This is a genomic window from Candidatus Nomurabacteria bacterium, from assembly GCA_023898525.1.
Taxonomy (GTDB): domain Bacteria; phylum Patescibacteriota; class Minisyncoccia; order Phycocordibacterales; family UBA918; genus OLB19.
The window spans coordinates 403,233-416,106 of record CP060227.1; the positions used below are offsets into that span (position 1 = coordinate 403,233).

Annotated in this window: 13 protein-coding genes, 1 tRNA gene and 1 rRNA gene; 5 read left to right on the forward strand and 10 right to left on the reverse strand. The window is 40.7% G+C overall.

Translation table 11 applies throughout. From position 1 onward, the window contains the following. Positions 1–120: 120 nt before the first annotated feature. Positions 121–696 (forward strand): TMEM165/GDT1 family protein, encoded by a 576-nt coding sequence (locus tag H6779_01725; protein ID USN88147.1) that lies wholly within the window; start codon positions 121–123, stop codon positions 694–696. Between the two features lie 81 nt (positions 697–777). Here H6779_01725 and H6779_01730 read toward each other — a convergent pair whose 3' ends face one another. The 4 genes from H6779_01730 to H6779_01745 form a co-directional block, all read right to left on the reverse strand. Further along, positions 778–1,362, reverse strand: a complete 585-nt coding sequence (locus H6779_01730; protein ID USN88148.1) for a hypothetical protein — start codon at positions 1,360–1,362, stop codon at positions 778–780. Positions 1,363–1,370: 8 nt separating this feature from the next. Next, positions 1,371–1,685, reverse strand: coding sequence for a hypothetical protein (locus tag H6779_01735; protein ID USN88149.1), 315 nt, complete (start codon positions 1,683–1,685; stop codon positions 1,371–1,373). Positions 1,686–1,690: 5 nt separating this feature from the next. Beyond that, positions 1,691–1,927: a type II toxin-antitoxin system HicA family toxin gene (locus H6779_01740; GenBank protein USN88150.1), complete on the reverse strand. Its 237-nt coding sequence runs from the start codon at positions 1,925–1,927 to the stop codon at positions 1,691–1,693. A gap of 91 nt (positions 1,928–2,018) precedes the next feature. Continuing rightward, complete coding sequence (locus tag H6779_01745; GenBank protein ID USN88151.1) at positions 2,019–3,329, reverse strand: UDP-N-acetylmuramate--L-alanine ligase; 1,311 nt, start codon at positions 3,327–3,329, stop codon at positions 2,019–2,021. 57 nt (positions 3,330–3,386) lie between these two features. Here H6779_01745 and H6779_01750 point away from each other — a divergent pair, with 57 nt between their 5' ends. Continuing rightward, positions 3,387–4,103 carry a polyphenol oxidase family protein gene (locus H6779_01750; protein USN88152.1) on the forward strand — a complete coding sequence of 239 codons (717 nt, stop codon included), beginning with the start codon at positions 3,387–3,389 and terminating at the stop codon, positions 4,101–4,103. Between the two features lie 41 nt (positions 4,104–4,144). On the opposite strand, the gene murD is transcribed toward H6779_01750, so the two are convergent. Next, positions 4,145–5,521: a UDP-N-acetylmuramoyl-L-alanine--D-glutamate ligase gene (gene murD / locus H6779_01755; protein ID USN88153.1), complete on the reverse strand. Its 1,377-nt coding sequence runs from the start codon at positions 5,519–5,521 to the stop codon at positions 4,145–4,147. Positions 5,522–5,588: 67 nt separating this feature from the next. Here murD and H6779_01760 point away from each other — a divergent pair, with 67 nt between their 5' ends. Together H6779_01760 and H6779_01765 are read left to right on the forward strand one after the other, a co-directional pair. Further along, on the forward strand, positions 5,589–6,173 hold the full coding sequence (locus H6779_01760) for a VTT domain-containing protein (protein USN88154.1): 585 nt from the start codon (positions 5,589–5,591) through the stop codon (positions 6,171–6,173). A gap of 57 nt (positions 6,174–6,230) precedes the next feature. Further along, positions 6,231–6,425: a hypothetical protein gene (locus H6779_01765; protein USN88155.1), complete on the forward strand. Its 195-nt coding sequence runs from the start codon at positions 6,231–6,233 to the stop codon at positions 6,423–6,425. A gap of 197 nt (positions 6,426–6,622) precedes the next feature. Here the strand turns inward: H6779_01765 and H6779_01770 are convergent. Then, positions 6,623–6,696, reverse strand: a tRNA-Ile gene (locus H6779_01770). A gap of 684 nt (positions 6,697–7,380) precedes the next feature. Between H6779_01770 and H6779_01775 the strand changes: the two genes are divergently transcribed. After that, on the forward strand, positions 7,381–7,800 hold the full coding sequence (locus tag H6779_01775) for a hypothetical protein (protein USN88156.1): 420 nt from the start codon (positions 7,381–7,383) through the stop codon (positions 7,798–7,800). Positions 7,801–8,045: 245 nt separating this feature from the next. Here H6779_01775 and H6779_01780 read toward each other — a convergent pair. From H6779_01780 to H6779_01795, 4 genes are all read right to left on the reverse strand, one after another. Continuing rightward, positions 8,046–9,493 (reverse strand): 16S ribosomal RNA (locus H6779_01780). 533 nt (positions 9,494–10,026) lie between these two features. Continuing rightward, on the reverse strand, positions 10,027–10,968 hold the full coding sequence (locus tag H6779_01785) for a hypothetical protein (protein USN88157.1): 942 nt from the start codon (positions 10,966–10,968) through the stop codon (positions 10,027–10,029). A 160-nt stretch (positions 10,969–11,128) separates the two neighbouring features. After that, a complete protein-coding gene (locus H6779_01790) occupies positions 11,129–12,187 on the reverse strand; it encodes a hypothetical protein (GenBank protein ID USN88158.1) in 1,059 nt (352 codons plus the stop codon). A gap of 119 nt (positions 12,188–12,306) precedes the next feature. Next, positions 12,307–12,690, reverse strand: a complete 384-nt coding sequence (locus H6779_01795; GenBank protein ID USN88159.1) for a hypothetical protein — start codon at positions 12,688–12,690, stop codon at positions 12,307–12,309. Between the last annotated feature and the right edge of the window lie 184 nt (positions 12,691–12,874).

Sequence of the window (12,874 nt, forward strand, 5' to 3'; positions counted from 1 at the left end):
TTAATTTCACCCAGTATAAAAGCAATATATTTACTTTATGTCAATATTGATTTATTTGTGATTCGTGCTATTGTTTTTAACAAACAAGGTCTTTTCTTTTACTTGAAATAAGGAGTTCCAATGGAACTGGTATCAATATTCGTATCAACCTTTGCTGTAGTTTTTGTTGGTGAATTGGGTGATAAGACTCAAATCGCCACCGGAACTGGTGCCTTAGCAAAACCAGGTCATACTAAAATCATTTTTTTGAGTTCCTCTATAGCCCTCATTGCAGTAGCTGGTTTAACCACTTTCTTTGCCGGACTAATACCCAAAGAGTACATGCCTTACGTAGTTGTTGTTGGAGGAATTGTACTTATTATATATGGTATCTATCTCTATCTTAAAGCTGGTAAAAATGAAGATGGATTAAAAGAAGACTTCTCGGAAAAAAGAACCTGGGTAATATTCTTTACAAATTTTTGGATAATCTTTATCGCTGAAATGGGGGACAAGACTCAAATGGTCACCTTAGGTTCAGCTCTTGAAAACCAATCTCATCTTTGGCTTGTGTTTATAACCGCTTCTTCAGCTTTGGTTTTAGTAACTGCTCTCACGATATTTGGAGTTACTAAATTACCAAAGCATTGGATTTGTAAAGTTCAAAAGCTTGGAGCTGTGTTTATGATATTGTTTGGCATACACATGCTATATTAATAAAAGTATCAAGAGCTAGTAGCGGGAAAAATTTCTTCGGAAAATTTTCCCGCTATTTTTATTTCCCCTTTGGGAATACTTTTAACTTAGGTAATATCGCTTATACTCCACACTCTCCATATTCCCCATCCCATAACATTCCGTGAGTGAAAAATGTGAGATGTTTATATCCAAAGAAAAATCCTTTAGCGAATTCACATACTCCAATCCTTTCTGGTACCCAACTTCATCTAAATCAGCAAAGGCCAGCGTAATATGCGGCTTATAGTCTTCAATTCTCGGTAGCCAAACTTCAAATCCATCAGTCACCTGCTGTTTAAGTATGTTAAACATTTTCCGTAAATTATCATTTATCTCTACTTTTAAATAAATAACGTAGGGTGTTATTTTACCTTCAATTGCTCCTTTACCATTATCCCAACCACCAAATCCTTCAGCCCTCACCTTGAATCCATCCACTTTTTTAGTAGCCTCATTAAACAAATTATCAGCTCGAACTAACTGCTCATCGTCTAGTGTTATTCCTGTACCAACAGTGAGGTGTGGTAGCCAATCCACCAAGCACTTTTGTGAACCGGTTAGTTTCGATAATTCCTTTTGTATACTTCTTACCTTTTTAAAATCCTCCCCACTTAGGTAACTGACCATTGAATAATTCTTTGTCATAAATATGGTTAAGTTAAAGCTAAATATCGAAGATAATCAGATACGGAATCAAAGCCTGCTTTTACAGCCTTTTGCTCAATTTTATTTTTATCATGAGCTGATACCCGAAAACGCAGTGTCTCACTCTGTTTGGCCTTATGCTCTTTTTCAGCCAAAATAAGATTTGGTAAATCAAGCAGAAGATTTGGTACATCCTCTGACAAAAAATCCTGATTGATCTTAGCCGCTTCACAAATTACCCTCACTGTAACGTCATTCTTCTTTTTTATGATGTAACTGTATTTTTTATTTTGCACTGTTATGGTAGAAGATATTTCTTTCATATTTTTTACATTATTTCTCTAATAAATGATTTCGCTTGCTCCTTATAAAAATCTTTACATTCGTTATTGTGTACCGGTATTATTAAATCTTTGGTTAATTTGTAGTGTTTGAACTTAATATGACTACCTTTTGCTTGTATCTTTTCAAACTCCAAATATTCAAGAATGACCAATAACTGACTATATTTGATAGATCTTGGAGTATTCAAAAATTTTTCAACCAACTTGTCCTTTTTAGACATTACTTTTACATTATGTAGCTACATTATATATTAATGTAGCTACATGTCAATTAGATGATCTGTGAACTCTTTATATTACTTAGAATAATTCCTATTTATTAACCAACCCCTCCGCCACCTTACTCGTCATATCTCCCGCACCCATGGTTATTATCACTCCATTTTCTGGAGTTATTTTTTTAGCTAGTTCTACCCCCTCTTCTGGGTTCACCACCACTTTAGCCTGTCCACCTATCTCCATGATCGCTTCAGCTAATTTCCCACTACTTACACCAGAGACATTTTCTTCTCGTGCTGCATAGATTGGTAACAAAATTACCCTATCAGCTTTAGCTAGCGCCGTCACAAAATCATCGAATAACTCGCTAGTGCGAGTATAGGTATGCGATTGGAAAACCACCATCAAAGATTTATCTGGATATAATTCTTTGGATCCACCTATTGCTGCCGCAATTTCGGTCGGATGGTGAGCATAATCGTCATAGACTTTGATTCCATTTACTTCTCCTTTATATTCAAACCGTCGCCAAGTACCAGCAAAATTCTCGAGTGCTTTATCACTCACTGCTTTCTCTATTTCGAGCGTACTCGCAGTGGCACTTGCAGCGGCAGCATTGAGTCTATTATGAAGGCCGGGTTGGTGTAGAGAAATACCCAAGTCTACAAAAGTTCGATAATCTATCACTGTAGCCTCCACCCCTTCCAACACCGGCTTTACGTTTGGGTTACTAACATCAGCAATGATAAATCCGTCAGCCGGTACTTTTTTAGCTAAAGTACGAAAAGCATTTTGCACATCCGCCAAGTCTTGGTAGTAGTCAACATGATCAAGCTCGATATTTGTAATTACCAAAATATCCGGTTCTAGGCGCAAGAAGTCTCGCTTGTATTCACACGCCTCCACCACAAAATACTTACTCTTCCCCGCCCGGTAATTACTCCTAGTCTTTGTGCGAAGTGATCCAACCACCACACTTGGATCAAAACTAGCTTCCTCCAAGACATCAGCCAACATCGCGGTAGTGGTCGTCTTACCATGCGTACCAGCCACCGCAATCAAGTAGTATGGATTAACCACCAGTCCAAGCGCTGTGAAGTAGTTAATGGTTTCAATTTCCTTTTCACGCGCCGCCATAAGCTCGCCATAACCTTCAGTTTTTTCGTTCACTCCTTCGGTATAGACCACAAGATCAATATCATCAGTAATGTTATCTGGTGATTGCTTAGGGGTAAATTCCACCCCTTCACTGCTTAAGGCTTCAGTGATAGCAGAAGACGCTCGGTCTGAGCCGCTAACTACCTTTCCTTCATGCAAGAAAAACCGCGCCAAGGCCGACATCCCAATACCACCCACGCCAATAAAATGAACCCTGGTTACTTCGTCTAGTTTTATATTTGACATATAGCAGCCATGATATAACATCGTGTATGGATTTACTATAGTATAAGGAGATTTTGTATGAAAACACCAGAAGATATATCTCGCTTTAAGATGTGTAGACATTTTACGACCGCTCTCTATGGAAAGAAGGTTGACCTTGACCCAAAAGTATTAGCCACAAATCTAGGAGCAAGTAGCAACCATGTCTGTTTAGTAGATTGTTCAAAAAATCCAGATGTACAGATAGCAGTAAGGCCTGTTTTTAATAGCGGTAGAAAACATGATGTAAGGGCCGAGGGTGTGCTTTTAACAGAACCGGGCAGCGCTGCCGTTATAAAAACAGCTGATTGTCCTACTCTGATTCTTTACGACAAGTTAAATCGCAAAGGAATAATTAATCATGCTGGTCGACCCGCCTTAACACCTAGGAATATTGCTAACGGTAGATTTTCCAATATCGTGACAATTACTCACCAAATCTTAACAGAAAATTCACCAAAAACACAGTTGATAGCTTATATAACCGGCTCGATTTGTGGTGACTGTTTTCTGCACGATAATGAAAATGGTCGAAGATTAGCTGAACCGTTTATCAATGTTTTTGGTGATGAAGTAATGACCGAGAAGCATGGTCTTGATTTACCGCTTGTGATTAAAAAACAGTTGATGAGATTGGGTGTAAAAAAGGAAAACATTACACATGACGAAATCTGCACCTTTGAAAATGAAAGCCTATACAGCTACAGAAACAAGGATGGATTATCCAGAAATACCGTAATTTTTGTTCTCCACTAAACTCAAGAGCATAGCGTTGGCTATGCTCTTATGCTTTAAAATCATAATGAAACAAATTCATTAACCAAACCTAAAAACTCGTCATTCCTTTCGTATTCATTTTTGTACTGCGCGAACGAAGCAAAGGCCGGAGAGAACAAAATAATATCACCTGCCTCAGCCGCTAAAACAGCTTCCTCTACCGCCATCTTCAAATCTTCTACCACTAAAAAATCAGTAAAGTCTGACTTATTAAGCTCTTCAAGTAAGGCTTCGGTACCGGTACCAGGGGTAAGGACTACTTGCTTGCAGAAGCTAAAAATAGCCTCAGTAAGAGGGGTGCTGTCGATACCCTTATCGGCTCCACCAGCGATTAAGACAACATTTTTCTTTTCTACCATACCTACCGCTTTTATACCGGCAGCAGTTGCTTGTGGCGTGGTAGCATTGTTGTCATTATAAATCCTTACCCCTTTTTCAGTTACACCTACATACTGCAACCTACCTTCTACTCCTTTAAAAGTAGCTAGCCCGGCAAAAATCTCTTCCTCAGACAATCTAAGTGCTTCTAGAGCTTGATAAGCTAAAGCTGCATTTAGTCGATTATGTTCACCCGGCATTGAGAGCAAAGCTTCTTCTGGAATAATTGAAGCGTCGGTTAGTTTCACTTCTTGACCTAAATGTAGATTTGGGAAAACTTTTTTGATCCACTCAAACACTTCCGGTGTTGCGACCAAGGTTCCACTTTCGTCTTGATGCAAAAATATCTGCGCTTTGTCTTTGAAGTATAGCTCCATTGCCTCCTCCTTACTTTTCCCACCCTTACTGTAGTAATTAAGATGATCTTCCATGAAGTTAGTGAAGACCGCTACTTGAGGAGAAATTTCCGCCCAACCAAAGCCTTGCAACTGCCAAGAGTCGAGCTCCATTACACAAACAGAATCTTCATGAACTTCTTTTAAAAGTTGTAAGTTTGATACTCCACGAATATTTCCTCCAAGCAAAATCTTTTCTCCGGTTACTTGTGACAAAACATAATGAATCATCCCGGTCACTGTACTCTTACCTCGCGTACCGGTCACACCGATAATTGGGATTTTTGATAACTCTGCAAATAATGCCGCGCTCTGCATCAAAGGCACGCCCACTTCGTGGGCGTGCAACAAACAAGGCAAGTCAAATGGCGCCCCCGCACCCACCAAAATGAAATCACGGTTTTCAAAATCAGCATTGTCATACGGACCGAACTTAAAGGTGATGTTTGTATATTCCTTAAGAGTGTCAACTGCCGGCTGCATTACCTCCGCAGAAGCATCATCTACCACCAACACCTCCGCCCCAGCTTCAGCCATATAAGCAGCGTCGCCTATCCCTCGACCCAGAAGACCAATTCGCATCACTGTAACTTTTTTTCCTTTGAAATAATACCCAAATTCCATAATCTGCTTATAATACGCAAAATTACGCGTTTTACCAGCCATTTATGCGTGATACACTTTATATAGTATGTCCAAACACCCCAAAACAGATAAACTACTTCATTTTACTTTTGTTTTAGGTATCATTGCTGTCTTCCTATATATCTCAATTTTTCTAACAGAACTAGTATCTAACAACACCAACATACAACTCCTTGTTCAGCAATTTGGCCATATCGGTATTTTTATTCTCAGCTTTATTGCCGGATTAAATCTGTTCATCCCAGTACCCGCCTCCACCTTTACACCAGTCTTTACCGCTGGCGGCATCTCACTACCTATTGTAATTGCCATCCTGGTAGCCGGCACCATGTGCGCTAACTTTGTCGCCTACGGGCTAGGACGGATCGGACATCGCTTTACCGAAAGTCATTACCCCAAACTAGAAGAAAAAATAAACAGGCTGTATTTAGAAAAGAGAAGGTGGCTCCCTTACTTTGTTTTTTCATTTGCCGCCTTTGTCCCTTTCCCGGATGAAATATATATCATTCCTCTCGGACTAATGGGGGTAAGGATCAAAGAGTTTATCACGCCGCTGATTTTAGGCACAATCACCTTTCAAACTTTGACAGCTCTCGGTTTTCAGAATGTATTTCAATTAATCATGAACTAACAGATTCCATTGTGGAAAAGCATCAATTTGCAAACCTGTTTGTTATAATTAAACTATATGCAATCTAAGAAACTGGAACACTATAAATTCTTTCAACTTTTTGCTTGGGCTTTATTTTTATTATTTGTATTCTTTGTTTACTTACTTATTAAAGATTTGAAAACAGTAACAACAAACCTGGAAGACTCTACCCAATCCAAAGAAGAACAAATACTAGACTTAGAAAGTAAAATAAACATATACAAACCTTAAACCAATATCAAAAAAACTCTACTCAAAGTAGAGTTTTTTTATTATACCCATTTGCGTAATTTTAAATGAATAAAGGAGTGGAAAACGACCATTCTGAATTTACGTCCCAATTTTGCCCTTCCCTAGGCAAAATTACTGGACGAACAAACTCTAAAATTATATAAACTTTTGAGATATTTTGCTGTTTGCGTAATTTGTCCGCGCTCTAGGATTCGAACCTAGGACCTTTCGAGTATCAGTCGAATGCTCTAGCCAACTGAGCTAAGCGCGGACAAATTAAACAAACAAAATATCCAAAAGGTGTACAGCTTCTGTAAGCTTAGCTTGCTTTCTGCGTTCGCTCAAAAATGAAAAATATTTTTCATTTTATTCGCTCACTTGAAAGTAAGAAGTCAGGAGAATGCATCTAGCCAGCTCCCTATCGCCTCGTAAACATCGGCGATTCGCTTCGCGACCGGAGAAAATGCTATACGCATTTTCTAGCTCGCGCTCACCTAAGTGCACGCTACTATAGCAGAAAATTCAAAAAAATGTAAGGGTTTGGACACAAATTAAAGCCCGTACATAAAGTACGGGCTGGTAATATAAACAGAAACCTTAATACCTTCTGTTTATCTTACAATAATCTACAGGTAAGGGAGCGTAAGGTCCTTCAAACCAACTTCTGCCCCCAGACAGACGGTACACAAGGTATCCTAAGATAGTGACAGAGGAACCCCATAGAGCAAGGCCGAAGATTTGTCCATTAGATAAATCTTCTCCTAGTGCCGACAGGTATAATAAAATACCTATTACAGTAATTACAACACCAACATTCTTCATGATTTTCATGACTTATAATCTCCTATGGAAATTTGATATGTTGAGTTACTTTTTTATTCTACCATCTTAAATGACTTATGTCAACTGTTAAGTTGTCACAAAACTTGCTTATTTACTAGGTTATAATTGAAGCATGAAAAATTACCACCTTCTTATTGCTGTCTTAATCTTATTACCATTACCGAGCTTTGCTCAAGAAGCCTCGCTTCAGTCTTTTCTTCCTGCCTTAATCGGTTTCATTAGCTACATTCTTATCCCTTTTCTATTTGGGATCGCTTTTTTGATATTTATAATTAATGCCATTAGATACTTTGTAATTGAAAGCACTAATGAGACTGGCCGAGAGAAAGCTAAAAATCTTGCTTTATATAGTATTGCAGCTTTTGTTTTTTTAGTTATCTTTTGGGGAATAGTAAACCTACTCACTTATTCAACCGGTCTTCAAGAAGGCGAGCAAACCTGTCCTGACTATCTAAAAGAACACAACGCCTGCCCTACCGCGGTACCCATACCTGGTCATAAGCCTCCAGTTCCAGCTGGTTTCGGAGGCTAATTTATACGAAAAACTACCTACACTAAAGTGTAGGTAGTTTTTCGTATGCAAACAATTTTGCAAAAGAGTTCACTTGCTCTTTTGTCTTATCCTGGAGGTCCGGTCTTTCCCTGGAGTCCGATACCACTTCAGAGTGTTGAGTATCATTACTCGTTATAGGCTCAATTGATACCTACAACATCGACCAATTAGCTGTCATTGTAGATCTGTTACCAGAAATACGACAACGTGTCCAATTGGAATTAATCCACGACCAGCTTCCGCTAGCCGTGCCTTGTTACGACTTAGTCCTTGTTATCGAGTTTACCGTCGGCCCACGCTAGGTGGGACTTCGGGCACTCCCGACTCCCCTGACTTGACGGGCGGTGAGTACAAGGCTCGGGAACGTATTCACCGCGGCGTTGCTGATCCGCGATTACTAGCGATTCCGACTTCATGAGGGCGAGTTGCAGCCCTCAATCCGAACTGAGGATGGTTTTATTAGGATTTGCTCCATCTTACGATATTGCGTCCCGTTGTACCACCCATTGTATCACGTGTGCAGCCCAAGGCATCAAGGGACATGCTGACCTGGCGTCATCCTCACCTTCCTCTCCCGTGAGGGAGCAGTCTCGTCTGACACTTATAACAGACAACGAGGGTTGCGTTCGTTTCCCCACTTAAGGGAACAGCTCAAGCCACGAACTGACGACGGCCATGCATCACCTGCCATACACCCTCGAAGGCTTCCCGAGTTTCCCCGGGCGTGCAGTATGGTTTCTAGCCTTGGTAAGGTTCTTCGCTTAGCTACGAATTAAGCCACATGATCCACCGCTTGTGCGAGCCCCCGTCTATTCCTTTGAGTTTTAAGCTTGCGCTCGTACTACCCAGGCGGTCTGTTTAACGTGTTAACTTCGCCACAGAGAGGGTCGATACTCCCCATAGCCAACAGACAGCGTTTAGGGCGTGGACTACTCGGGTATCTAATCCGATTCGCTACCCACGCTTTCGTGCCTCAGCGTCAAGAAAGTGCCAGTAAGCTGCCTTCGCATTTGGTATTCCCCACGATATCAACGGATTTCACCCCTACACCGTGAGTTCTGCTTACCTCTCACTCCTTCTAGCTATACCGTTTCAAGTGCGGCCTTCCGGTTGAGCCGAGAAGATTTAACACCTGACTAATATAGCCGCCTACGCACCCTTTACGCCCAGTAAATCCGGATAATGCTTGGGGCCTCTGTATTACCGCTCCTGCTGGCACAGAGTTGGGAGCCCCTTATTCATGAGGTAACGTCAATAAACTTCCTCCCTCATAAAAGGTGTTTACGCCCCTAAGGGCTTCATCCACCACGCGGCGTCGCTCCGTCAGACTTTCGTCCATTGCGGAAGATTCTCGACTGCAGCCTCCCGTAGGAGTATGGACCGTGTCGCAGTTCCATCGGTGGGGGTCAGGCTCTCACCTCCCCTAGCCGTCGTAGCCTTGGTAAGCCGTTACCTTACCAACAAGCTGATAGCCCGCAGGCCGTTCCTAAAGCGATAAATCTTTACCCCGAAGGGACCATCAAGTATTATTCCGACTTTCGCCGGGTTATGCCTGACTTTAGGGTACGTACCTACGTGTTCCTACCTCGTCTGCCATGAATATAAATTCATTCGACTTGCATGCCTCATCCACGCCGCCAGCATTCATCCTGAGCTAGGATCAAACTCTAATTGAAGACAGGGCACTATAGACCGAAGTCTATGTGCATCTGCGTTTGTGAGCATGTGCGGTACTGTACTACTTTCCCGCGCTCAAACAAACTATTTTACCTAAAGGATAAGACAAAAGAATAAATGAACAAATGTCCGAAGGACATATTGTGAATTTACGTCTCAATTTTTTCCTTTCCTAGAAAAAATTGCTAGACGCAAATGATGAACAAATTCATAATCTCTTGCCTAAAAATTGTGCTGATGCATAACTTTATTAAACATCAAAAAATGTTTAATAAATTATGTACGTCATATCTAATGTTGGGCATTAGATATGTTTATTCAATTGTCAAACGACTTTGTTCTCTTTGGGAGCAAAGATGATTGTATTACGCGAATGCGCACAAAAACCACACTTCCTAACCTCCAACGAACAGTGCTGAGCATTATACAGATACGAAGAAATTTTGCAAGTCCTAAAGGTGAAAAAAGAAAAAAGCCGCCATGTTACTTTACCGGCGGCTTTAGAGGATAAAGCGACTTACGCTTCGCTCAAAGAATTACTTCCTCTTTCTTCTTCCTCGTTCTAAAGAAAAGGAAAATAATTAAACTGAACACAAGAAGAAAAACAAGGTTTTGATTTTCATCCATCTGTTCCAGAGCCTTTTGTCCATCCTTGAGTTTTTTAATATCACTTTCTGTCGTCTGCTTGAAACCAGGCAGCCAATCAATGTCAAAATTTGAAATTATATCTGAAATCCGATCGAAACCTTGAATCAAATTACTGATAGCATCAGTGGTTTCTCTGTCTTGCTCCAGCAAGCCTCTGAGCATGTCTTGTACTTCCTGAAAATCACCCGATGTTACCACCGTCTGAGATTCAAGCTTCTCAATCCTTGCCAGTGCTGCTTCCAAACGCTCTTGTAGCGGATCAGGTACAATTACGGCTAAGGCTGAACCGCCTTCACCACCAGGACCCGCTTTTACAGAAATTGGATCTGGTTGATCCATAGACAAATGAATTTGATGAGCCCAAGTCTTCAAACGTTTCAATCTTTGCTCAGACGAGCCTTCTGACCCTCTAATCCGAACCACAAAATTCTCCAGTTCGCGACCAACCGGAAAAGAAAGACCGCCGCCGCTTGTCGCCCGTGTAAGAAAATCATCCTTGGTGATGACATTTCCAAGCCTGTTATAGGTAATGAATATATCACCACAAAGTCCCTTGTCTAAGGAATTCTTTTGCAGGTATTCCTTAACCGCCTCAAGTGGATTATATTTACAAACCAAGTGAGACAAGAACGACGTAGGAAAAGTCTGGGTTTCCGGGTTATATAAACTCATCATACCCCGCTCTATTCTATCCCAATTCTGAGGTGCTGTCGTAAATAGGACAATACGCTCTTCTTCTGCCACATTTGGATTATTAGTTGCTACAGCACCGCTGGCCACAAATAAAGCAACTAGCCCGAAGGCTAAAATAATTTTCTTCATTTAATTTCTCCTTTTCAAAAAAAAAATATTTTCAAATCAACAATCTGCTTCGCGACGAAGCGATACCACGCTTTTTACAAAAAAGCAAGTTTATTTTATTATATAAAAAAATAATAGGCGATCACACATTGCTGTGCAACCGCCCATTCAAAAACTTTTTTTACTGTGATAAAGAACTGGTAGTAGTAGCTTTTTTACCTGCCTCGTTTCCATTACCGGGTATAGCAGAGACCGAATTGTCCGGTTCCTTGTCTTCAAAATAGCCTACCTGTATGACCTTAGAATTATCTTCCTTGTACGGATTAGACCTTACAAAAACCATACCTGTAAAACCAGTACGGCCATCTACCTGAGTATTCATTTTGGTAAATGAGTACCCCATAGAACCACCAAAAATGGTGTCTGTTGGCGAATTACTACCACCGCCACCAACGCCAAATCCATGTCCGCGTGAACCAACCCCTCTCGCTACAACTCTACCCGCCTCAGGAAAAACAAAAATAAGTTCACTATCTGCCTTTATTCTACCTTTAACAGCCAGCGTCATTACTTCCATAACCAGCGAAGTATACGAGACCTTAGAAGCATCACCAGATTTTGCCGTAGCGGTCACCAAACCTACACATTCAACATAAGCTGTTTCTCCCGGTCTCAGCACGGTAGCTCGTGTAGCATAACGCTTTTGATTCGACCTGGTTAAATAACCACTATCGGGAGTAAAATAAATCTCCTCATCCGAAAAAAGGTTTGTAGACCATTCTCTCTTACGACTATCTACACCAGCTACCACTTCAATAGGGCACAGTTGTGAATATAAGTCCATAACACCAAGTCCCGCTTCCATGTGAGTCACACCTAACTGACTAAAAATCTGCGGAGTAACACCAACTCCTGGAGCGTAATTCCCAGGCATTTGAGGCGGTATTTTTGTATTTGATTCAATGTGAATGCTTTGCATCGGCTGAATATTCCCTACACTTTGTGTAGACTCCAGTGAAGCGTCTTGATTTGGCTTAATATCGCCAATAGACAATTCTTGAGTTGATTCTTGTATTGGGTTAATAGTAATATCTCCAATTTCCGATTTAGAACTCGAACTACCGCCTTTAGATGCAGATGTAGCAACAGCAGCAGCCGTAGCCGATGCATCATTCTGCACCCCTACATTAACCCCACTGCCGGCTCCACCAGGTGGAGTAGCATGCAAACTTTGGCTCATTAAAATCAGTAAACTTGCGATGAAAATAACCTTCATTATATTTCTCCTTTTTAAGTTTAAATACGTATTGAGATTTGTATATTTGGGACAGAGTTCTTCTCTGTCCCAAATTGCTTTCTTTATTTAAACTGCCAACCTTTTATTGCATTAGCACCTGCTGTAGTTATGTCTACCACCTCTGCAGAACCATGACCTTGAATTTCAAGATTTGTAAAATTACTGGTATCTGCAGTGGCTGTAGCCGAACGATGATCAGTCACAGCCAAACTAGTTGCTTGGTGCAAGTTAGTCACGGCACCAACCCCTTTATGAATTGACATATCTACCAATTCAAACTGATCGGCACTAGCATCAGTATAACCACCTGGACTGGACGAGAAAGTATACGCACCGTTGTTTACAATGATATACCCGTTTGCTCCGCCGCTATGGTGACCAGCACTAAGATAGAGTCCAGATTCCCCACTATTAATGGAGTAGGACACTATATTATTTGTTGCCATGACGGAAGCTGAAATAAAGAAAAACAAAGATACAAAAAACAGACACATTCTCTTCATGTTTAATCCTCAAAAAAGAAGTTTTTAGTAAGGTGTTAAAAACACCAACCTTGGTCTTAACTTTCAAAAAACAAAGGTGTCAATTACTCTTAGATAACTAGATACCTTAAGACCATTAACAAATTAT

Excerpts from the sequence above, each read along its gene's own strand:
- H6779_01725 (USN88147.1), top strand. The coding sequence starts at position 121 with ATGGAACTGGTATCAATATTCGTATCAACCTTTGCTGTAGTTTTTGTT.
- H6779_01730 (USN88148.1), bottom strand. The coding sequence starts at position 1,362 with ATGACAAAGAATTATTCAATGGTCAGTTACCTAAGTGGGGAGGATTTT.
- H6779_01735 (USN88149.1), bottom strand. The coding sequence starts at position 1,685 with ATGAAAGAAATATCTTCTACCATAACAGTGCAAAATAAAAAATACAGT.
- H6779_01740 (USN88150.1), bottom strand. The coding sequence starts at position 1,927 with ATGTCTAAAAAGGACAAGTTGGTTGAAAAATTTTTGAATACTCCAAGA.
- H6779_01745 (USN88151.1), bottom strand. The coding sequence starts at position 3,329 with ATGTCAAATATAAAACTAGACGAAGTAACCAGGGTTCATTTTATTGGC.
- H6779_01750 (USN88152.1), top strand. The coding sequence starts at position 3,387 with ATGAAAACACCAGAAGATATATCTCGCTTTAAGATGTGTAGACATTTT.
- murD (USN88153.1), bottom strand. The coding sequence starts at position 5,521 with ATGGAATTTGGGTATTATTTCAAAGGAAAAAAAGTTACAGTGATGCGA.
- H6779_01760 (USN88154.1), top strand. The coding sequence starts at position 5,589 with ATGTCCAAACACCCCAAAACAGATAAACTACTTCATTTTACTTTTGTT.
- H6779_01765 (USN88155.1), top strand. The coding sequence starts at position 6,231 with ATGCAATCTAAGAAACTGGAACACTATAAATTCTTTCAACTTTTTGCT.
- H6779_01775 (USN88156.1), top strand. The coding sequence starts at position 7,381 with ATGAAAAATTACCACCTTCTTATTGCTGTCTTAATCTTATTACCATTA.
- H6779_01785 (USN88157.1), bottom strand. The coding sequence starts at position 10,968 with ATGAAGAAAATTATTTTAGCCTTCGGGCTAGTTGCTTTATTTGTGGCC.
- H6779_01790 (USN88158.1), bottom strand. The coding sequence starts at position 12,187 with ATGAGCCAAAGTTTGCATGCTACTCCACCTGGTGGAGCCGGCAGTGGG.
- H6779_01795 (USN88159.1), bottom strand. The coding sequence starts at position 12,690 with ATGGCAACAAATAATATAGTGTCCTACTCCATTAATAGTGGGGAATCT.